This is a genomic window from Bradyrhizobium sp. sGM-13 (assembly GCF_018398875.1).
Classification (GTDB): Bacteria; Pseudomonadota; Alphaproteobacteria; order Rhizobiales; family Xanthobacteraceae; genus Bradyrhizobium.
The window spans coordinates 16606-37620 of the sequence record NZ_JAGWDK010000014.1; the positions used below are offsets into that span (position 1 = coordinate 16606).

18 protein-coding genes and 1 pseudogene are annotated in these 21015 nt (G+C 60.4%); 7 read left to right on the forward strand and 12 right to left on the reverse strand.

Going from position 1 to position 21015, the window contains the following annotated elements:
- Positions 1-5: 5 nt before the first annotated feature.
- Positions 6-2075, reverse strand: a pseudogene (locus tag KJQ96_RS21640) (ATP-dependent helicase).
- Positions 2076-2282: 207 nt separating this feature from the next.
- Between KJQ96_RS21640 and KJQ96_RS21645 the strand changes: the two are divergent.
- Positions 2283-3269, forward strand: coding sequence for a tripartite tricarboxylate transporter substrate binding protein (locus KJQ96_RS21645; protein WP_213288562.1), 987 nt, complete (start codon positions 2283-2285; stop codon positions 3267-3269).
- A 285-nt stretch (positions 3270-3554) separates the two neighbouring features.
- Positions 3555-4475: a DMT family transporter gene (locus KJQ96_RS21650; protein WP_213288563.1), complete on the forward strand. Its 921-nt coding sequence runs from the start codon at positions 3555-3557 to the stop codon at positions 4473-4475.
- Positions 4476-4600: 125 nt separating this feature from the next.
- Here KJQ96_RS21650 and KJQ96_RS21655 read toward each other — a convergent pair whose 3' ends face one another.
- The 6 genes from KJQ96_RS21655 to KJQ96_RS21680 all read right to left on the reverse strand — a co-directional run bounded on the left by KJQ96_RS21655 (position 4601) and on the right by KJQ96_RS21680 (position 12271).
- Entirely contained in the window at positions 4601-4744 is a 144-nt protein-coding gene (locus tag KJQ96_RS21655; protein ID WP_213288564.1) for a hypothetical protein, read from the reverse strand.
- Between the two features lie 34 nt (positions 4745-4778).
- Positions 4779-5150 (reverse strand): hypothetical protein, encoded by a 372-nt coding sequence (locus tag KJQ96_RS21660; protein ID WP_213288565.1) that lies wholly within the window; start codon positions 5148-5150, stop codon positions 4779-4781.
- 274 nt (positions 5151-5424) lie between these two features.
- A complete protein-coding gene (locus tag KJQ96_RS21665) occupies positions 5425-5685 on the reverse strand; it encodes a DUF1488 domain-containing protein (RefSeq protein WP_213288566.1) in 261 nt (86 codons plus the stop codon).
- Between the two features lie 444 nt (positions 5686-6129).
- Entirely contained in the window at positions 6130-6642 is a 513-nt protein-coding gene (locus KJQ96_RS21670; RefSeq protein WP_213288567.1) for a hypothetical protein, read from the reverse strand.
- Between the two features lie 139 nt (positions 6643-6781).
- Positions 6782-8110: a hypothetical protein gene (locus KJQ96_RS21675; protein WP_213288568.1), complete on the reverse strand. Its 1329-nt coding sequence runs from the start codon at positions 8108-8110 to the stop codon at positions 6782-6784.
- 414 nt (positions 8111-8524) lie between these two features.
- The gene (locus tag KJQ96_RS21680) at positions 8525-12271 is read right to left on the reverse strand and encodes a vitamin B12-dependent ribonucleotide reductase (RefSeq protein ID WP_213288569.1); all 3747 of its coding nucleotides are present in this window, start codon (positions 12269-12271) and stop codon (positions 8525-8527) included.
- Between the two features lie 793 nt (positions 12272-13064).
- Here KJQ96_RS21680 and KJQ96_RS21685 point away from each other — a divergent pair.
- The 5 genes from KJQ96_RS21685 to KJQ96_RS21705 all read left to right on the forward strand — a co-directional run bounded on the left by KJQ96_RS21685 (position 13065) and on the right by KJQ96_RS21705 (position 18052).
- The gene (locus KJQ96_RS21685) at positions 13065-13964 is read left to right on the forward strand and encodes a DMT family transporter (protein ID WP_213288570.1); all 900 of its coding nucleotides are present in this window, start codon (positions 13065-13067) and stop codon (positions 13962-13964) included.
- A 101-nt stretch (positions 13965-14065) separates the two neighbouring features.
- Positions 14066-14521: a hypothetical protein gene (locus KJQ96_RS21690; protein ID WP_213288571.1), complete on the forward strand. Its 456-nt coding sequence runs from the start codon at positions 14066-14068 to the stop codon at positions 14519-14521.
- A complete protein-coding gene (locus tag KJQ96_RS21695) occupies positions 14514-15746 on the forward strand; it encodes an HlyD family secretion protein (RefSeq protein ID WP_213288572.1) in 1233 nt (410 codons plus the stop codon). Before KJQ96_RS21690 ends, KJQ96_RS21695 begins: the two co-directional genes overlap by 8 nt.
- A gap of 104 nt (positions 15747-15850) precedes the next feature.
- Positions 15851-16444, forward strand: coding sequence for a carbonic anhydrase family protein (locus tag KJQ96_RS21700; RefSeq protein ID WP_213288573.1), 594 nt, complete (start codon positions 15851-15853; stop codon positions 16442-16444).
- A 543-nt stretch (positions 16445-16987) separates the two neighbouring features.
- Positions 16988-18052 carry a ketopantoate reductase family protein gene (locus KJQ96_RS21705; RefSeq protein WP_213288574.1) on the forward strand — a complete coding sequence of 355 codons (1065 nt, stop codon included), beginning with the start codon at positions 16988-16990 and terminating at the stop codon, positions 18050-18052.
- A gap of 119 nt (positions 18053-18171) precedes the next feature.
- Here the strand turns inward: KJQ96_RS21705 and KJQ96_RS21710 are convergent, their stop codons facing one another.
- From KJQ96_RS21710 to KJQ96_RS21725, 5 genes are all read right to left on the reverse strand, one after another.
- Complete coding sequence (locus tag KJQ96_RS21710) at positions 18172-18618, reverse strand: dihydrofolate reductase family protein (RefSeq protein ID WP_249734341.1); 447 nt, start codon at positions 18616-18618, stop codon at positions 18172-18174.
- 32 nt (positions 18619-18650) lie between these two features.
- The gene (locus KJQ96_RS40320) at positions 18651-18878 is read right to left on the reverse strand and encodes an RPB7/RPC8 family DNA-directed RNA polymerase subunit (RefSeq protein ID WP_249734343.1); all 228 of its coding nucleotides are present in this window, start codon (positions 18876-18878) and stop codon (positions 18651-18653) included.
- 15 nt (positions 18879-18893) lie between these two features.
- The gene (locus tag KJQ96_RS21715; protein WP_213288575.1) at positions 18894-19787 is read right to left on the reverse strand and encodes a LysR family transcriptional regulator; all 894 of its coding nucleotides are present in this window, start codon (positions 19785-19787) and stop codon (positions 18894-18896) included.
- A gap of 69 nt (positions 19788-19856) precedes the next feature.
- Positions 19857-20210, reverse strand: coding sequence for a cyclophilin-like fold protein (locus KJQ96_RS21720; RefSeq protein WP_213288576.1), 354 nt, complete (start codon positions 20208-20210; stop codon positions 19857-19859).
- 418 nt (positions 20211-20628) lie between these two features.
- A complete protein-coding gene (locus tag KJQ96_RS21725; protein WP_213288577.1) occupies positions 20629-20961 on the reverse strand; it encodes an HNH endonuclease in 333 nt (110 codons plus the stop codon).
- Positions 20962-21015 lie beyond the last annotated feature (54 nt).

Below are 21015 nucleotides of genomic sequence, written 5' to 3' on the forward strand. Positions count from 1 at the left end.
CGCTGCTAACGCCACATGCCGCGCATGCGCTCGCGAATATCCATCTGCACGCTTTGACCTGGCATCGGCGTGCTGCCGTTGCCGCCGCCGGCCAGGTCTGCCGATCGAACAGTTTTACCAGGTGCTCCGGGATGAAGCGCGTCCGCGACGCATTAGACATGGCGGTCGCCACGGGCCTGCTAGCCGTGCACGAAGAAGCGCTGCGGCACGATCAGATGCAGATCGTCCTTGGCGCGCGTCATCGCGACGTAGAGAAGGCGGCGCTCTTCTTCGAGTTCAGCCGTCGTGCCGGCACCGAGATCAGACGGCATGCAGCCGTCGACCACGTTCAAGGCGTAGACCGACTTCCATTCCTGCCCCTTGGCAGAGTGGATCGTGGACAGGATCAGATAGTCTTCGTCGCGCAAGGGCGGGCCGGAGTGATCGCTGGTCGCATCAGGCGGATCGAGCGTGAGCTCGGTCAGAAAGCGCTCGCGGGAAGGATAACCCGAGGCGATCTGCTCGAGCTGCAGCAGGTCGGCCAGCCGCACCTCGGCATCCTCGTGGATTCGCTCCAGATGCGGGGTGTACCAGAGCCTGATACGTTCGATGTCAACAGGCCATTCCGAATAGCGGAGGTTGGTAAGCGTTTCGACAAAGGCGCTCCAGTCCTGGCCGGCGCGGGGAGGCGTCGGAAGGGCAGCGAGCGCGGAGATCGGATCGGCCATTACGGTGGTTTGATCGAGAATGCGCTGGGCCGACGCCGGGCCGATGCCGGGCAGCAAATGAAGCACGCGGAATCCGGCGACGCGGTCGCGCGGGTTCTCGACGAATTTGAGCAGCGCCAGCACGTCCTTGACGTGGGCGGCATCCAGAAACTTCAGGCCGCCGAACTTGACGAAGGGAATATTGCGCCGCGTCAGCTCGACCTCCAGCGGGCCGCTGTGCGAGGAGGTCCGGAACAGGACGGCCTGCTCCTTGAGCCGCGATCCCTATTCGCGGTTCGCCAGCACTTGCTCGACGATGTAGCGCGCCTGGTCGGCCTCGTCGCGAACCGTGACCAGACGCGGCAATTGCGCCGAATGGCGCTCGGTCCAGAGGTTCTTGGTGAAGCGTTCCCTGGCAAGCCCGATCACGCCATTGGCGGCGGCGAGTACCGGCTGGGTGGAGCGATAGTTGCGGTCGAGCGTGACGATCTCGGCTCGAGGGCTGAAATGATCGGGAAAATCCAGAATATTCCGAACGGTGGCCGCGCGAAACGAATAGATCGATTGGGCGTCGTCCCCAACCACGGTAAGGCCGCGTCCATCCGGCTTGAGCGCCAGGAGTATCGTCGCCTGAAGCCGATTGGTGTCCTGATACTCGTCGACCATGACATGATCGAACCGCCCGCCGATCTCCTGCGCGATTCCCGGCTCCGATACCATCTGCGCCCACCACAGCAACAGATCGTCATAGTCGAGCACGTTCTGCTTCTGCTTGGCCTCGACGTAGCCGGCGAACAATTGCTTGAGTGCATCCGCCCATCCCGAACACCAAGGATAATGCTGTCCGAGCACCGTCTCCATCGGCATCTGCGCATTCACGCAGCGGGAATAGATCGCAAGGCAGGTGCCCTTGGTCGGAAAGCGGCTCTCGGTCTTTGAAAATCCGAGCTCGTGGCGCACCAGATTGAGCAGATCAGCCGAATCCTCGCGGTCATGGATAGTGAAGGCCGGATCGAAGCCGATGCTTTCAGCGTATTCGCGCAGCAGTCGCGCCCCGATGCCGTGAAAGGTCCCGGCCCAGGTCAGCGCTTCCGTCATGATGCCGGCCTTGTCGCCGAGCACGCGGCGCGCGATGCGCTCGACCCGCTGCGTCATCTCGGCGGCGGCACGGCGCGAAAACGTCATCAGCAGCATGCGGCGCGGGTCGGCGCCCTTGATGATGAGGTGGGCAACCCGGTGCGCGAGCGTGTTGGTCTTTCCGGATCCTGCGCCGGCAATGACAAGGAGCGGCGAGCCTATGGTTCCATCCGGGCCGATGCCGTGCTCGACGGCCCTGCGCTGCTCGGGATTGAGGCTTTCCAGATATTGATCGGTAGTTTCAGCGAGCACGAATCACCCCATGTCGATCGGAGGATCGGCGGATTCGCTGAAGGTCGCAATGACGGATGTCCGCGGCTCGCCTTCGGCTAACTAAGCCGCCCTACGCTTGCTTCTCCTTGACATGTGAGCGCTCCGCCGCCCGAATGCGAACAGCGCATAAGCGCCCGTCGCGGTGTCTCACCCGGCGCATAAAAAACAAAGCGGGAGGGTTTGCGAATGTTTCGCCAGGTGAGAAATCACGTCAGAAATCTCGCGCTTGCGGCGCTTGCGGCCGCAAGCCTGCTCGGCGCCGGAAACGCGCAAGCGGCCTTCCCGGAGCGGCCGATCACGCTGATCGTGCCGTGGGCCGCCGGCGGCGGCACCGACGCGGTCGCGCGCCAGATCGCGAGCATGCTGGAACGCGATCTCAAGCAGCCGGTGAACGTCGTGAACCGCACGGGCGGGTCGGGCGTGGTCGGCCACCAGGCGATCGCCACCGCCGCGCCGGACGGATACACGTTCGGTCTCATCACGCTCGAGATCAACCTGATGCACTGGGTGGGGCTCACCGATCTCACGTGGGAGAAGTACACGCCGATCGCGCTGGTCAACCAGGACCCCGCCGCGATCCACGTGAAGGCGGACTCGCCCTACAAAAGCGTCAAGGAGCTGTTCGCGTATATCAAGGCGAACCCGAACAAGCTGGTGGCCTCGGGTACGGGGCAGGGCGGAAGCTGGCATGTCGCGCTCGCCGGCCTGATGCAGGCCGACGGCGTTTCGCCCGGCTCGATCCGTTGGGTGCCGTCCACCGGCGCCTCGACCGCGCTGACCGATCTCGCGGCTGGCGGCGTCGATTTCGTCGCGTGCTCGATGCCGGAAGCCGAGGCGCTGCTCAAGGCGGGGCGTATCCGCAGCCTCGTGTTCTTCTCGCCCAAGCGCGCGCCGAACTTCCCTGATGTGCCGACCACCGAGGAGGCGACGGGTCACAAGTGGCACAAGGGTGTGTGGCGCGGCTTTGCGGCGCCCAAGGGCCTGCCGAAGGAGATCGCCACGCAGTACGAGACCGCGATCAAGAAGGTCTGGGACAGCGCGGAGTTCAAGGAGTTCATGAACAGGCGCGGCTTCGACATGATCTATCTGGATTCGGCTGGCTTCGGGGAGTTCATGAAGGCGGACAACGAGGACAACGGCAAGGCGCTGAAGTCGCTGGGGCTGGCAAAGTAAGTGAATGAAGTGAGTGGCGCCGTAGCCCGGATGAGCGAAGCGATATCCGGGGCGGTGCTAGAGTTGTCCCGGATGTCGCTTCGCTCATCCGGGCTACTTACTGCTTGCTGACCGTATCGCCTCCCGGACCCAGTGCAGATACTCTTCCGCAGTACATCGCAGGGCCCGGACACAAAATCGCGAAAACAACCCCATGCAAAGTAGCGAGCGTAGGGCGGATGAGCGCCCGTCAGCCCTGCATGGGCGTGGGTTGAACAGGGGTGCAGGGTGACGTAAGCGTCCGCCATGAACCAGCCGACCAGCGGCGGCGATGCTCCAGCCCAAAAGCCTGACGCGAAGCCGGCTCTGCTTGGGGTCGCGTGCGGCGTGGGTGCGGCGCTGTTCTGGGCGCTCGGCTTTGTCGCGACCCGGCACGGGCTGAAGGTCGGCTTCACGCCGCCGGACCTGCTGATGCACCGCTTCGTGTGGTCCGGGCTGGTGTTCCTGCCGCTCGTGCTTCGCGCCGGCATCGGCAATCTCAGCGGCATCGGATGGGGCCGCGGACTGGTGCTGATGGTGCTGGGCGGGCCTGTGATGTCGCTCATCAGCTATACCGGCTTCCTGTTCGTGCCGCTCGGCCATGGCAGCGTCATCCAGCCTTCCAGCGCGACGCTCGGCGGCCTGCTGCTGGCCGCGGTGTTCTTGCGCGAGCGGGTTCCGCCCTCGCGCGTGCTGGGGGCGCTCGTCATCATCGGCGGGCTTGCGGTGATCGGCGCCGAGTCGATCGGGCATATCGGCGCCGATGGCGTGCTGGGCGATCTGCTGTTCGTGATGACCGGATTGATGTTCGCCGTGTTCGGCACGCTGCTGCGCCATTGGCGCGTCTCGGCGTTCTCGGCCGCCACCGTCATCAGCGTGGTGTCGCTGGCGCTGCTGCCGCTCTATGCGGCCTTTGGCGGGTTCGCGCGCGTGGCGGCGCTGGGCCTTGGCGAAAACGCGCTGCAGGCGCTGGCACAAGGCATCCTGGCCGGCCCCGCCGCGCTGTATCTGTTCGCATTCTCGGTCCAGACCATCGGCGTCGCCCGCGCCGCGGTGTTTCCCGCGACTGTGCCGGCGCTGACGATCCTCGCCGGCTGGCTCCTGCTCGGCGAGCCCCCGACCGCGCTGCAGGCGGCGGGACTGGTCACGGTGCTGTTTGGATTCTATCTGGCGCAGAGGCAGCGGTGAGGTGTGTCATCGGCCGTGCCGTCATCAATTACGGTGACAGTGCACTAAACAGCACTTCGCCGTCGGCAGATTAAGTGCACTGTCACCGTAATTGTGTCACCCGTAATTCCAGCCCGCGCGCCTCGTCAGCGATTGAGTGACAGGGTCGGCGCAATGGTTGCGGAGTCGTCGTTTTGCAGATCACTGACCAGCACATAACCGCCAAACAGGATGACGGCCAGCAAGCCATAGACAAGATAGGAACGCCGTCCGGATCTCTGACCGCTCATTTCGCTGCAATCCGTGTCTTGGCGAACCGGCCGCTCAGCTCTTTGTGGCCGTCTTGGAGAGCTCGGTTTCCACGCCGGCTGCGCAGGCCCTGGCGAATGAATAGTCCATGCTCGTGGAGGCAACGGTCTTGACGTATTCGCTGATGACGTTCTCCTTTGAATAGGGGCCCGCCGCCTTGAACTTGGCGACGGCGCCGTCGGCCGCCGTGAACTGCGCGACGCAGATCGGGACCAGGACAGACATCCGGCCGTTGCTCTCTGCCATGGCGCTCATGGTCTTGGCAGTGCCGCCGGTGACCCAGCCGCCCCACATGAATCCGATCGCCATCGCCGCAACAGCGCCGAACGCGATACCTTGGAGAAAACGGGTTCGCGCCTCACCTTGCAAAATGTCGGGCATTCTCATGATGGTCTCCCTTGTTGTTGTTTGCGCGCACGAGCGCGTTCGCAGCCGCAGGACGCCGCGTCCGCGCTTGGCAAAAACATTCAGCCTATTGAGATTGCGCCTTCCGATGGCACGCAAGCTGCCGCTACGAGGACGAGCAGCGACTTCGGACGTCACCGCTTCATGGACAGCTTCAAGGCGAACAACTGTACCTTGTCGTTCAACGGTAGACCCTTGGCGTGATGCTGTACAGCACGTTCTTGGTCTCTAGTCAGAAGGTCGTAAGTGTTTCGTTTCAGAAATTTGCGGCGACCAGATCGTAAGAGCCGCGGCTGCCACGGACGTAAACCTTCGCAGCCGCCGCACATATCACATCACGGTTGCAATCGAACGCGTCCAGTAAGCCGGACTCGTCGGGGCGGGCATCTGGTTGAATTCGCCTCAATGCGCCTTCGTCGATGAAGAATGACGCTTCCAGCGCGCTGTCGTGTCCCCAAAACCGCACGGCTCGCCGGGTTTGGTCATATGAACGGCTATGATTTGGAAATTCGATCATGGGTTGCCACCGATCAGATTATCAGCCGCCGCGTCTCACCAGCTTTCTCACGACCTCTGTCGAGGCCTGATTCAATGGCCTCGAGACCCCGCCCATCGAAGCGACGTGCGTTTGGTCAATGTCGTTGACGAGATTTGGCGTGGGCTAAGCTTCGGAATTGAGTGCACTGTCACCGTAATTCGCGAGCTTCCGACCGCGTTGCAGGCAGCGGGACTGGTCACGGTGCTGTTCGGATTCTATCTGGCGCAAAGGCAGCGGTGATGATTAGGTGACAGTGCACTAAACTGCACTTCGCCAATTTAAGTGCACTGTCACCGTAATCCCAGTAGCTGGAAGCGACCAATGAAAGACGTTGGCAGCTGGCGCTGCCAAAAATTGCTTTGCGGCCTTGACGATCGGCCGGCTAATGGGTGTCACCGCAATCTCTAGATTGGTCTCGGGAATTCATCGCGAGAACTCGTGAGTGACGGAAAGATAGGGGCCGAATAGCTCGTCGATACGCTTGTAGAAATTTTCAAGCTGATTGAAATGCTCTCGTCGCCTTGCCAAAATTGCGGCGCGATCGGATGGGATCAAGTGCGGTTCCTTCAGTTCCTTGTTACAAACGTCCAAATCCAGTGCGTGATTATACAGGCTGTCCAAGTATTTTCTAATGTTAGGCCCAAATAACCAGCGGGCAGCATCTATCCCTTCCAATAAGTCTGCTTCGATCGCCGGGTCCGACGCCCCGTGAGAGATGATTTTTGCAATCGCCCGACGAACCGTCGAGAATGTCTCCAAGCGACGCTGAAACAAATCGAGTGCCAATTTGTCTTGGGCGATGTCAGCTTGCCGCTTTGACATCTTCGCCTGGTACAAACCGAACGCAATCGCAACACCGGCAGCCGTCAGAGCTGCCAAAACAGTTGCCGCTGGTCCGGCGAGTTTAGCTATCAAATCGACAGTACTGGCAGCCATCGGGTAGTCTCGTCGGTGAGATCAGGTTGCGGTGATCAGCGCGAGGGCTTTCTGTGTAGTGAATTCGATATACATCAGGCAGCGAATAGGCGGCTTGAACCGAGGTGGCGGACTTGGCTGCGTTAATCCGCCGTCCGAGCTAAGCCTTGGCTTCTTTTATCCAATAATCGTATTGAGCTTTGGACTGCGTCGGCACGCTGGCTGCTGAAATGAGCGTCACCAGCTGCGCGAACCGCTTTCTACAACTTGTTTGGTTCTTTATTCGGTTTCCGACGACTGTGCTGGGCAACGATCCAAAGTTGAGCAGTATTCCAACTTCGCTGGGCGAGAACGATTTTATCATTTTTTCGTACGACGGCATTGCCGCGTTTGAAACACCCCAAGGGTTCCCCACCGCACACGTCGTGACAGCTTCCACTACCGAATATTGTGCGCTCGCTGGAATTTGATTCTGTTCAGAAATTTGCCGTAAGCGTTGTGCAAACGGCGGTTCGTTGTAGAAGTTGTTCATCGCGTTGTGCACAGCGAGTAGATTTGCGCTGGCCGTTGTGAAAATCAAATGAAGTTCCGAATCGCCGAGCAGCGACAACAGGCCTAGTTTTTCGAAGAACTGTGATGACGCTTTGCTGCGCTTCTCGTCGCCTCTCGCCTTGTATTCTTGATGCCGATCAATCAGTTCGGATTTGGAGTTAGGTGAAAGAGCGCCTTTGAACGGTTCGCAAATCGCCAACGAATTCACACGAGCCTGTTCGCCAGACGTAGGATCGCAATAGATGCCATGCAACATTTTGAACAACGCCTCGCGCTGCGCATCGAAGGTATCCGACAGGCGAGTGACCCAAAGTGTTATCTGCTCCTGAGAAAAGCTAGACGCCTTGATCGCCGTGATGAAGCCTTGAATGTCTACACCGCGAGGATTTTTCTCGTTCGTGAGAGCATGATTTCCGCATCGGCTGAGAAAATTGAGGAATTCGTATTCGTCAAGTGCGCCCTTGGTAGGATGTGCAGCAGAAAAATTATTCCTGATGTCTCGGTTTTGATCGAGCAGAAAGAATCCATCTTCGGTAATGAGATTCAATTTCAAACATAAACTGAGAAGCTCTGCGTCTTTCAGATCAACGAGCGCGGCTTCGTCGAAGTCTTTGTCGATTACCTGAGGAACGACCGCCAAACCAAAGCTTCGTACTTTGTTCCTGAGTTCTATGACGGCCGCGTTCCAGGCGTAGTTGATGGCACCATCGAAAAGTCCGGCTGCCACAGCAACGCACATTCGGACAATTGTTTCACTGCGATGTTCTGGTGGTATCTTCTCGATCAAGCGCGGTAGATTGCTCCAAACGTGGGCGATCTGATCGTCGGCTGGCAGTATCCCTCTCTCCACGCCCAACGCCTTCGTAACCGCTTCCAGCATCGGAACTGAGTTCGGCGCAATATCCGGCAGCGCAATTGCTGTCTTCATGCCCTTCATAGGAAGTGCCATTCCCTTTATAGGAAGTGCCATTGTGTAACCTCGATCGCAAGTTTGGACGGGCGCAGCCTGAGCAGAACACCGACATTGCGATGTTCGCCCTGCTTGGTGACGTTCACATTTATAAGATTAGTAGTCGCGCAATTGCAACTTTTGCAAGTGCTTTGATGATTGTTATTTGGGCTGATGGCCCGTGAGGGCGAAGAGCCGTTCTATAAATTGCCTGACTTCGTTCCGGATATCCTCGTCCAAAAGGGACAGCGTGGCGAGTACTCCGCCCCAGCTCTTCGCTCGTAGATACTTGTTTTGAACAAAAGCTGACTGGATTCCGATAATCCGCAATGGGGTTTCTGCGGAGCGTAGAAAAGGCCGCTATTTAAAGCGGCCTTCCCGTTCCGTCGATCTGTCAATAGCTCACGAACACCCCGTCGTGGACCCACACGTATCGCACTTCATGCACGTGCCATTCCGCACCAGCGTGAAGTTGCCGCACTCCGAGCACATCTCGCCTTCGTAGCCTTTGGCTTTCGCCTCAGCCCGGCGTTCGGCCTTGGACGGGGCGACGGCGACTGCGGCGCTGCCGGACTTGCTCCATTGCAGGGCTCCCAGCTTTTCTGTCGGCGACAGGTCGTGCTGGGATTCTTGCCTTAAGGCGACGGCGCCTTCGTGCGCGTCGGAGCTGCGGGCGCTGGGTCCGTGGCCGCCGATCGCGGTGACGTTGTGGGAGCCGCGGGCATCCACGTCGCCGCCGCGCATCACGACCAGATTGTCCGTGCGCGAGCGGGTCAGGCCCTTGGACAGATATTTGGTGGCCTGCTGGCCCTGGTCGGACGGCTCCTTGCCTTCCTCGACGCCCTTGCCGAGCGCGTCGAAATTCGACTCGGTCGGATCGACATGGGCGAGATCGAAGCGCGACATGTAGCTGACCGCGAGCTCGCGGAACACATAGTCGAGGATCGAGGTCGCATACTTGATGGAGTCGTTGCCCTGCACGGGGCCCGCCGGCTCGAAGCGGGTGAAGGTGAAGGCGTCGACATATTCCTCCAGCGGCACGCCGTATTGCAGGCCGAGCGAGACGGCGATGGCAAAGTTGTTGATGAAGGAGCGGAGCGCCGCGCCTTCCTTGTGCATGTCGATGAAGATCTCGCCGAGACGGCCGTCGTCATATTCGCCGGTGCGCAAGTACACCTTGTGGCCGCCGACCACCGCCTTCTGGGTGTAACCCTTGCGGCGATCCGGCATCTTCTCGCGCTCGCGCATCACGACGATGCGCTCGACCAGTTTTTCGACGATCTTTTCCGAGACCTGCGCAGTGCGCGCAGCCATCGGCTTCTCGTAGAGCGCCTCCACCGCATCGTCCTCGTCGTCATCGTCGGCGATGAGCTGCGAGTTCAAGGGCTGGGAGAGTTTTGAGCCGTCGCGGTAGAGCGCGTTGGCCTTCAGCGCGAGCTTCCAGGACAAGAGATATGCCGCCTTGCAGTCCTCCACCGTGGCGTCGTTCGGCATGTTGATGGTCTTCGAAATCGCGCCCGAGATGAACGGCTGCGAGGCCGCCATCATGCGGATGTGGCTCTCGACCGATAGATAACGCTTGCCGATCTTGCCGCAGGGGTTGGCGCAGTCGAACACCGGATAGTGTTCGGCCTTCAGATGCGGGGCACCTTCGACCGTCATCGCGCCGCAGATGTGGACGTTGGCAGCCTCGATCTCGCGCTTGGTGAAGCCGAGCGCGGCGAGCAGGTCGAAGCCGGGGGCGGCGATCGCTTCCGGCGCGAGGCCGAGCCTGTCACGCAAAAAGTCCTCGCCAAAGGTCCACTTGTTGAAGGCGAACTTGATGTCGAAGGCGGTCGGCAATGCAGCTTCCACTTTGGCCAGCGCTTCGTCGGTGAAGCCTTTGGCCTTCAGTGTCGAGACGTTGATGCCGGGGGCATTGGAGAGCGAGCCGTGGCCGACGGCGTAAGCCTCGATCTCCGCAATATGCGCTTCGCTGTAGCCGAGCGCGCGCAGCGCCGCGGGGACGGCCTGGTTGATGATCTTCCAGTAGCCGCCACCGGCAAGCTTCTTGAACTTCACCAGCGCGAAGTCAGGCTCGATGCCGGTGGTGTCGCAATCCATCACGAGGCCGATGGTGCCGGTCGGCGCCACGACAGTCGTCTGCGCGTTGCGGAAACCGTTGGCTTCGCCGAGCGCCAGCGCGTCGTCCCACGCTTTCGTCGCATGCGCGATGACGTCTCCTTGCGGGCAGGAGGCGTGGTCGAGCGGCACCGGGTTGACCGACAGCGCCTCATAGCCGGAGGCGTCGCCGTGAGCGGCGCGGCGGTGGTTGCGGATCACGCGCAGCATGTGCTGGGCGTTCTTCTTGTAGCCGGGGAAGGTGCCGAGCTCAGCCGCCATCTCGGCCGAGGTCTTGTAGGCGATGCCGGTCATCACGGCGGTCAGCGCGCCGCACAGCGAACGGCCTTCCTTGGAGTCATAGGGCAGGCCCATGGTCATCAGAAGGCCGCCGATGTTGGCAAAGCCCAGGCCCAGCGTGCGGAACTCGTAGGAGAGTTCGGCGATCGCCTTCGACGGGAATTGCGCCATCATCACGGAGATTTCGAGCACGATGGTCCAGAGCCGGCACAGGTGCTCGTACGCCTCGACGTCGAAGCGCTTGGTCGTGGTCGAATAGAACGTCAGCAGATTGGCCGAGGCGAGGTTGCACGCCGTGTCGTCCAGGAACATGTATTCTGAGCACGGGTTCGATGCGCGGATGTCGCCGGACGCCTTGCAGGTGTGCCAGTCGTTCATGGTGGTGTTGAAGTGCAGGCCCGGATCGGCCGAGGCCCAGGCGGCGTGGCCGATCTTTTCCCAGAGCTCGCGCGCCTTGAGAGTCTTGGTAATCTTCTTGTTGGTGCGGCCGATCAGATTCCACTCGCCATCGGTTTCGACCGCGCGGAGGAAATCGTCCTTCAGCGAGACCGAGTTGTTGGAGTTCTGGCCGGAGACGGTCAGGTAGGCTTCCGAATCCCAGTCGGTGTCGTAGATCGGGAAATCGATGTCCTTGTAGCCTTGCTTCGCGAACTGGATCACCCGCTTGATGTAGTTGTCGGGCACCAGCGCGCGGCGTGCGAGCTTGATTTCGCGACGGAGCGCCGGGTTCTTCTCGGGATCGAAGCAGTCATCGCCCGAACCCTCACAGTTCACGCAGGCCTTCAGCACGGCCTTGAGGTGCTTCTGGTTGATCTTGGAGCCGGTGACCAGCGCCGCCACCTTCTGCTCCTCCTTCACCTTCCAGTCGATATAGGTCTCGATGTCGGGGTGATCGACGTCGACCACGACCATCTTGGCCGCGCGGCGCGTGGTGCCGCCGCTCTTGATGGCTCCCGCCGCGCGGTCGCCGATCTTCAGGAAGGACATCAAGCCGGACGAGCGGCCGCCGCCGGAGAGGCGCTCGCCTTCGCCGCGCAGGCGCGAGAAGTTCGAGCCGGTGCCGGAGCCGTATTTGAACAGGCGCGCCTCACGCACCCAGAGGTCCATGATGCCGCCCTCGTTGACGAGGTCGTCCTCGATGCCCTGGATGAAGCAGGCGTGCGGCTGCGGGTGCTCGTAGGCCGATTTCGACTTGGTCAGCTTGCCGGTCTTCCAGTCGACGTAATAGTGGCCCTGGCCGGGACCATCGATGCCATAGGCCCAGTGCAGCCCGGTGTTGAACCATTGCGGCGAGTTCGGCGCGACCATCTGTTTTGCGAGCTGGTAGCGCAGCTCGTCGCAGAACGCCTGCGCGTCTTCATCTGACGAGAAATAGCCGCCCTTCCAGCCCCAATAGGTCCAGCAGCCGGCGAGGCGATCGAACACCTGTTTTGCGCTGGTCTCGCCGACATAGCGCTCGCTTTCAGGGAGCAGGGCGAGGGCCTCGGTGTCCGGCACCGAGCGCCACAGCCACGACGGGACGGTCTCTTCCTCGACCTTCTTCAGGCGCGCGGCAACGCCGGCCTTGCGAAAGTACTTCTGCGCCAGGACGTCGGAGGCAACCTGCGACCAGAACTGGGGCACTTCGACATTCTCAAGCCGAAACACGACCGAACCGTCGGGGTTGCGGATCTCCGATGTCGTCAGCCTGAAATCAATCCCTGCATAGGGTGACTGGCCGGAAGTGGTGTTGCGCCGTTCGATTCGCATAGTTGTCGTGCCCCGTCTTCTTGCCCGGTCCGCATTTCCTGCGGTTGCCGGATGTTTCAGTGAGCGAACTTTCGGCACCAAGGTTGAAGACAACCTTGGTCCCTGAGATCCGCAAGCTCTACCGGTGGACCCGGCCCTGTTTCTGTCTTCGCCACCCCAAGGGCTCGTCCCGCCTTTTCGGCAAGGCAGCCCCTTCCTTCGTTTGAGCATGGTCTGTTCGGAAAACCGGTACCCACTTTTCCGGACCATGCTCCCAACTCAACGCCGCGACTCGTCGCCTTGAGCCATTCGGCTCGTTTTTAAGGCCCGGATCGCCCCCGAATTTTGGGCAGACAAGCCCTCGATCCGTGCCTCAACCGGCTGACGGAGTGTTCGTTCGGAACCCATTTGGGAGCGATCGGCGGGACCCAGAACTTAACTCGCGCCGTCCAGCAATAAGGCTAGGCCAAACCCGTTGCGCCCGTCAAGGAGTAGTACGAGTTCCTGAATCAAATACTAAATATGGTGGAAAGTGAGGGATAACAGGGGGTGTTCCCGCGCCTGTGATGGTGCCAAGTATCGGTGAGTCCTCAGGGATTCCCAACCCAAAAATTTGTTTCCTCGCGTGTGGAAACAGGCTTCGTCCCGCTGTTCACAGGGCAGGTATTTTTTCTCCCTTCGGGATTGCGTTCGAAAGACTCACGTAACGCTACGGAACGGGGAGGGCTGGCATGCCCGCGAGCCCGTGGTCGCGCCCGCCGATAAGCGGCAAGGTGAGGCCGATTCCACCGTTTTTCCGTCCCTGCCGGGCTCCATGACAGAATCAAAACCGACCAGCGCGCCGATGCGGATCGCGCCCGCAGGCCTGATGTTCCTCGCCATCACCTCGGTGGGCTGGGGGTTTAACTGGCCCGTCACGAAGTACCTGTTGAGCGAGCTGCCGCCGCTGACGCTGCGGGGCTCGACCGGCGTGGTCGGCGCGGCGCTCTTGGCCGTGCTGGCGCTGGCGCGCTCGCAAAGCCTCAAGGTCGAGCGGCATTTGTGGCCGCGGCTGATGCTCTCGGCCCTGCTCAACGTCACGGGATGGATGGTGCTGATGGGGCTGGCGTTGTTGTGGCTGCCGGCCAGCGAAGCGGCGCTGATCGCCTACACCATGCCGGTCTGGGCCTCGCTCTTGGCCTGGCCAGTGCTCGGCGAGCGGCCGACTATTCTGCGCACAGTGGCGCTGGTGATGGCGTTCGCCGGCCTCGCCGCCATCATGGGCGGCAACGGCTTTAGCGCGACCGCTGCAAAGCTGCCGGGCATGGTGATGGCGCTTGGCGGCGCGTTCGGCTTTGCGCTCGGCACGGTGCTGGCGAAGAAGTTGCCGGTGCCGCTGCCGCCGATCCCGGCCGCGGCCTGGCAGATCGGGCTGGGATGTTTCCCGATCGTCATCATCGGTCTCGCCGTCGAGACCACGCAGATGGAGAAGGTGACACAGCTCGGCTGGTGGCTGCTGATCTATTCCACCGTGATCCAGTTCTGCATCGCCTATGTGAGCTGGTTCGCCGCGCTCGCCCGCCTGCCGGCATCAGTCGCCGCGATCGGCACCATGGCGGTGCCGGTGATCGGCGTCGTCGCCTCGGCCATCGCGCTCGGTGAGCCGCTCGGGCTGATCCAGATCGCAGCCCTGGTGTTCACGCTGGCGGGCGTGGTGCTGGCGACAAGGTCCTAGCTTGCCAAGTTGCAGTTTTGTGCAAATATGCAACCCTTCGGCGAAGCTGAGTATCTGTTTTTCTTCGGTACGATAGTTTGCATTTTGGAATGGAGTATGCCGTGAGCGAGTTGCTTCATCCAATCGCTCCGCATCACCTGCCGGGCTTCATCACCGCTCCTGATAGCACCGATATCCTCATGGTGGTGGTCGGCATCGTTCTGCTCGGTGCCGTTCTGTTGGTCGGTAATCTTTATCTGCGTTTGCACTCTTTGCCGGAGCGGATGGCGCACAAATCGCAGAAGCTGCAATTCGAGATCGTGGCTGTGTTGGGTTTGTTGGCGCTCTTTACCCACATTCACCTGTTTTGGGTAATCGGGCTGTTGCTTGCCATGATCGATTTGCCCGATTTCAGCACGCCGCTGCGCAGCATCGCGGGATCCGTCGAGAAGATGGCCGGCGTTCCGCCAGGAAGCGAAGCGGCCGAAATAGCCGATGAAGGCCCGGCCCACGCCGCTCGCCCCGAGGGAGCGGATGCGACAAAAGCCGGCGTTAGGGGAGTGCGCAGCCATGCTTGAATTGCTGCTCTGCTCCCTGGTCACGATCTTTCCGGATTACCTTTATCGCCGCTACTGGCAAGGGAAGCGTCTCGGGCGGGAGATCACCTTCTATTCAGTATGGTTTGAGCTAAGGTGGGGCATCGTCACCTGCCTCATGCTGACGGTCGGCCTGATTACGGTCATCTTCTATTTTCATCCGTCGACCAACACGGCGACGCTGTTCTACAGGACCATTCCGATCGTTCCTGAGAGAATTGGCCGGGTCGCAGAAGTTCGCGCTGATTTCAGCGCTCCTGTCCAGCAGGGTGATGTGATCTTCAAGCTGGACACTTCAAAGCAGGAAGCCGCAATGGAAGCGGCCCGGCGCAAGATCGCCGAAGTCGAGGCCGCTTTGCTGGTGGCGCAGGCCGACATCCTCAAGGCCGAAGGACAGATTCAGGAGGCCAAAGGCGCCTATCAGCAAGCTTCGGATGAGCTGGACACCAAACGCGAACTTCAAAGGCGCAATCCCGGCATAGTCCCGCAGCGTGACATCGAAAAGCTCGAGGTGCTGCTTGCGGGTCGGCAAGGGAGCCTTGATTCCGCGACAGCTTCGAAACAATCAGCAATGACTCGCGTGAGCGCGCTTCTGCCCGCGGAGAAGGCAAGCGCGGAGGCGGCGTTGGCCGATGCGCAGGTCGATCTGGACAAATCCTATATTCGGGCTGGCGTCGCAGGCCGGGTAGAGCAGTTCACGCTGCGCGTGGGAGATGTCGTCAATCCTATGATGCGCTCGGCTGGCGTTCTCATTCCGGAGGGGGCAGGACAACGCGCGCTTTTCGCGGGCTTTGGACAGATCGAGGCGCAGGTCATGAAGGTTGGAATGGTCGCTGAGGCCACATGCATCTCGAAGCCCTGGACTATCATTCCGATGGTGGTGACCGGTGTGCAAGATTACATCGCCGCAGGCCAGGTCCGCGCTGGCGAGCAGTTGCTCGACGCGCAGCAGGTGATGCGTCCAGGCACCATTCTCACCTATCTGGAGCCGATCTATAAAGGCGGCCTTAGCGGCGTGACACCGGGAAGCAGTTGCATCGTCAACGCCTATACCAGTAACCACGAGCGGATTGCCTCGAACGAGACTGGCTTTTTCAAGCGGCTTGCGTTGCATGCCGTTGACACCGTCGGCATCGTGCACGCGATGCTGTTGCGCATCCAGGCCCTGCTGCTTCCGATCAAGACACTTGTGTTGAGCGGACACTGAGTTGCTCGTTTGAAACGCTTTTTTGTGATCCCGCTGGCCTGCCGCGGCCAAGCTTGGTGATTGTGGCCGCGTTGGAGATCCAGATGTAGGAAAGGAGATCGCACGTGCGCCAGACGCTTGGACATCCTCTTGGCTGCGATTGCCTGGGTCGCCGTGGTTTTCTCAAACTGGCTGCCGGAGCTACTGTAGTCGGCATTGGCGGTGGCAGCGTCTTCCGTGCAGATCGCCCGGCGGCCGTCTTGCTGACGTGCATAGATTCGCGTGCGCCTGCCGAGGTGATCATGGATCTTGGACTTGGCGACATTTTCAATTGCCGGGTCGCGGGTAACGTTAGAAACGCGGACATCCTGGGCAGCATGGAATTCGCCTGCAAATTGGCGGGCGCAAAGGTCGTACTCGTAATGGGCCACACGGCATGCGGCGCCATCAAGGGCGCCATTGATAATGCCGAATTGGGAAATTTGACGGGCTTGCTGACCAAGATCAAACCGGCAGTGGAGGAGACGACCTATACCGGCGAGCGCCTGGCAAAGAACTACGCCTTCGTCGATGCCGTCGCTAGAAAGAACGTAGAAATGACCGTTGCGGGCATCCGGAAGGACAGTCCCGTGCTTGCCGAGCTGGACGCGAAGGGTGAAATCAAGATCGCCGGTGCAATGTACAGTCTCGAAACAGGTGCGGTGGAGTTCTTTGACTGAAGCGCGTGAGCCAAGAATTCCGGAAATTTATGCCTGACCTGGCTAATTCTTCATACAAGTCACGCTGTACCAAGTGTATCCGCACCGTTTGCCGGCTTTCGTGCCATCCTTCCGGAGCTGATGCGGGAGCACTTTTGTCTGGCCGCCTCCCAGCCGAACCGTGCAGAGCTCCTCAGCAATAGTGTCGGCATCCGACCCACATGGGTACAGCGTGTGGCTGCCTGTCGGACAACGTCGTTCTCCGATACAGAACCGATTTAATTGCTGCGCAAGAGACATTTCACAGGAAATCGCGAGACACAAAAGAACAAGGATGGTCGTTCTCATTGCGCGCTCCATTTTTCACGAAGTCGATTCTTCTTTCGGCGTTCCAATCTAACCTACAACATCGTCGGCAAACCGACGGCGTAGCCGGACGGTAAAATTGAAAGCCGCTATCTGATTGTAATATCTCCCAGTTTGCAGTACGCCTCCTGCTGAGTTAGTTCTGGCATAATGGGTGCCAGACTTATAGGGGCTGGTTTTATCTGTGAAAGAGAGAGTATGGCGCGCAACATTCTGATCCTGGGGGCCTCGTATGGCTCCTTGCTGGCGACGAAGCTTTTGATGGCCGGTCACAACGTAACCCTGGTATGCCGGAAGAAGACGGCCGAGCTCATCAACCGCGACGGCACCGAAGTACGCATCAAGCTGCGCGACGAAGCTGTGCACCGCGGGATCTTTTCGCGCAACCTGCCGGGCAAGCTGGATGCGACGACGCCCGCCGAGGTCGACCTCTCCCGCTATGACTTGGTCGGTCTCGCGATGCAGGAGCCGCAATACACCAATCACACGATCCGCGTTCTGATGATCAAGATCGCCGAGGCGAAACTGCCTTGTCTGTCGATCATGAACATGCCGCCGTTACCCTATCTCAAGCGGATCCCGGCGCTGGCGGACATGGACTTGGAAGAGGCCTATACCAACGCGCAGGTGTGGGAACGCTTCCAGCCCGGGCTGGTGACGCTATGCTCGCCCGATCCGCAGGCCTTCCGGCCGCCGGAAGAGGCGGCAAACGTCCTGCATGTCGGCCTGCCGACCAACTTCAAGGCCGCGGCATTCGCGGATGAGCAGCACAACAAGCTGCTCCGCGAGCTGGAAGCTGATATCGATGCGGTGACGCTGGATGGCCACGACGTCCCGGTGAAGCTGAAAGTGTTCGACTCGCTGTTCGTGCCGCTCGCCAAATGGTCGATGCTGCTGACCGGCAATTACCGCTGCATCACGCCGAACGATCCGCAGTCGATCCGCGACGCCGTGCACGGCGACCTGAAACTGTCGCAGTCGATCTACGACCACGTTGACGGCATCGCCCGGCGCCTCGGCGCCGATCCGCAGGATCAGGTGCCGTTCGGGAAATATGCCAAGGCGGCCGAAAGCCTGCTCAAGCCGTCATCGGCGGCCCGTGCGGTCGCCGCCGGCGCGCCGTTCATCGAGCGCGTCGACCTGCTCGTGAAGCTGATCTCGCACCAGCTCGGCGCGCCCAGCGCCGAGATCGACCGCACGGTCGAGATCGTGGACCAGAAGCTGAACGAGAAGATCGTGGCGGGGGGATCGGGCGCGCAGTAGGGGGCGCGTAAGCGAGGGTTCGCTTCTGCAGCGAAGAAGCGCGCCCCGCTCGATGACCGAGACTGCATGTCCAATGCCGCTATGATGCCCCCTTCATGCGGGGCATCAATCGTGAGAGATCAGCCTGGCGCACGTTCCACCGCGTGCCGCAACCACACCACGCCGCCTTCAAGCGTTTCGCAGTGCGCGAGGCGCAGCGATTGCCCGGATCCGGGGCGGTCTCCCTCGGGCCCGTGATAATCCACGATGCTCTGCGCTCCGGCCACGCCATCGACGGCCGGATGGATCAAGGTGCTGAACTCATCGATGAGCTTGTGCTTCAGAAAGGCGCCGTTGATCTTGCCGCCGCCTTCGAGAAGAAGCGTTTTGACGCCAAGCAGCGAAGCGATCTCTTCCATCGCGCGGGGCAGATCATCGCCATTGGGGCCGGCGAAGACATAAGACACGCCATCCTCACGCAGTTCCGCGAGGTACGCATCGGACACTTTGCCCAGAACGGCGACGACGTGGTCGCCGCCAATATTTGCCGTAATGAACGCGGCCCGATGGATCGATGCCGATCGCAAGCGTCCGTCCGCCCCTCTCGGCAATATGGGCATCACGCGCGAATATGGGGGTCTTTGATTGGCCGTTCCGCTCCCTTCGCCATCTCGCTCATGGTCCTGCGGCCGACGATCCATCCATCAGCGCCGAACTGGTCATGGACGCGTTCATAATGCCTACGCAGGATATCTCGGGAGATGCCCTTCGCAGGCGAAGTGAACCGGCTCGGATGCAGGCGACCGTCGATCGACGTGCCCATATGGCAGATGATGTAGGGTCGCATGGGGTCTTTTCCTGCCTACTGCCGGTCTCTCAATGCCTCGACCAGCGCGATGAATGCTGGCGACGACTGACGGCGGCTCGGGTAGTAGAGATGATAGCCGTCCCAGTACGGCGAAAAGTTCTGCAGGACGCGCACCAGTCGTCCCTTCGAAACGTGGGGTATGATGATTTCTTCCGGGATGTAAGCAAGCCCGAACCCCTCCAGCGATGCATCGAGCGCATTGAAGATGTTGTTGAAAGCCAACTGCCCGTCCACACGGACCTTCAGCTCCCGGCCGTTCTCCTCGAATTCCCATGCATACATGCGGTCCGATGTCGGCAGCCGGAAATTGATGCATGTGTGCTGGACCAAGTCCTTGGGATGTTTCGGCCTGGGATGTTCTTTGAAGTATTCCGGGGAGCCTACGACGGCGAGACAAAAGTCCGGCCCGATCCGTGCCGAGATCATGTCCTTCGCAAGATGCTCGCCCATGCGCACACCAGCGTCAAACCGTTCTGTCACAATGTCTGTCAACCCATTATCGAGTACGAGCTCAACCTTGATGTCGGGAAAACGGATGAGGAACTTTTTCAGCTTTGGCCACAGCACATAGCTGATTGCATAGTCGGCGGCCGCAATGCGGATCGTGCCTGCGGGCTTGTCACGCAATTCCCCCAGCGCCTCGACCTGCGCTTCGATTTCGTCGAGATGTGTGCTGATGCCGTTGAGCAATCTTTCGCCGGCTTCGGTAGGGGCTACCGCGCGCGTCGTACGAGTGAGGAGACGCACGCCAAGTCGCGCCTCCAGCTCGCGGATCGTATGACTGAGCGCAGATTGCGAGACGCCGAGTGTGGCAGCAGCTTTGGTGAAGCTGCGTTCGCGGGCCACCGCCCGGAAGGCCAGAAGGTCATTGATATTCTCGCGCAGCACTCATGAGTCCTTCTCATAATTACTGCCTGATTATAGGACCCAGGTGGCGGTCAGTCGATGGTGTCGGATTCAGCGCGCGCGTTCGATCGTAACGGCAACCGAACCGGGTCGGTCGAAAATCGAAACGTCATCGCTCACCTGTCCAAGGACGATGATCCCCGGCTGCAGGACCTGACCGTCGCGGTAGTAGATGACGAAGTGATCCGAAGTCCAAAGCCCGAGTGTGCCCTTCGAAAAACCGGTCTGCCTCGAGGTTTCCGCAAGCGGTGCGGGCAGATTTCCAGTCTTTTCCTGACGCAGGTGATCGCGCATCTCCATCGTGACCGGCAGCATCCGCAGAAGCGATCGGGCTGTCTCGTTGTCTGCCAGTTCAGCTCTCATCTCTCCCCATGCCGAAGAAATTACGATACGTTCCTGCGCCATGAGCAGTCCTCCTGGCCCAAAGAAAAATGCGAGCGCTAAAGCTGTCCTCGTGAACATGACCGTCCTGCTAGCCATCACGCCTTTTGCTACACGGGCGCGGCATCCTGGTGGCCAGGGTATGACGCGCCAAGCACAACAATAAGCCGGGAAAATCCGGATGTGGTTATGAGCTGTATTCATGAATTCCGGACTGCATTCTGCCGCGACGTTTGGAGCGAGCGCACTGCTGCTGGTTGGTGCCACGGGCAAGCCCACTAGGTCTTAAAGGACCATTGAGGCTTCGCCGGTCCTTAGTATGAATGATAAGCTGGGGCTCACTGTCATTCCCGCCGGCCATGATGACGTCGGTGGACAACAGCTCGATCGACTTGCCGTCCTCGATCAACGCCAACGCGGCACCTTCCGGTGCGGATCATGCCTAGACGGCAAGTTGCTTCACTAATTCGGGAATAAGCAGTTTGAGCTTCCCGTGACTGATGAGCGGCGAAGCGGCGATCTCGGCGAGGCGCTGTTCGATGTGGCGCCACTGATTCGTCTCGCGCGGGTCGGTGTCGCCCTTGGCGAGATTGCAGGGGTAGCAGGACAGGACGCGGTTGCTCCTGCCATTCTGACCGCCCTTGGAGAGCGGGATAAAATGGTCGATGCTGGCCTTGACCTTGCCCCCAGTCTTTATCCGGGGCAGTCCAACATCGCAGTAGGCGCAGCGTCCGCCCCAATCGAAATAGCAGCGCTTGTAGATCACGTCGGCCATTAGCCTTGGCTCTTCCCGAATCTCTTCGTCCAAGTCACCCGTTCATACATCAAG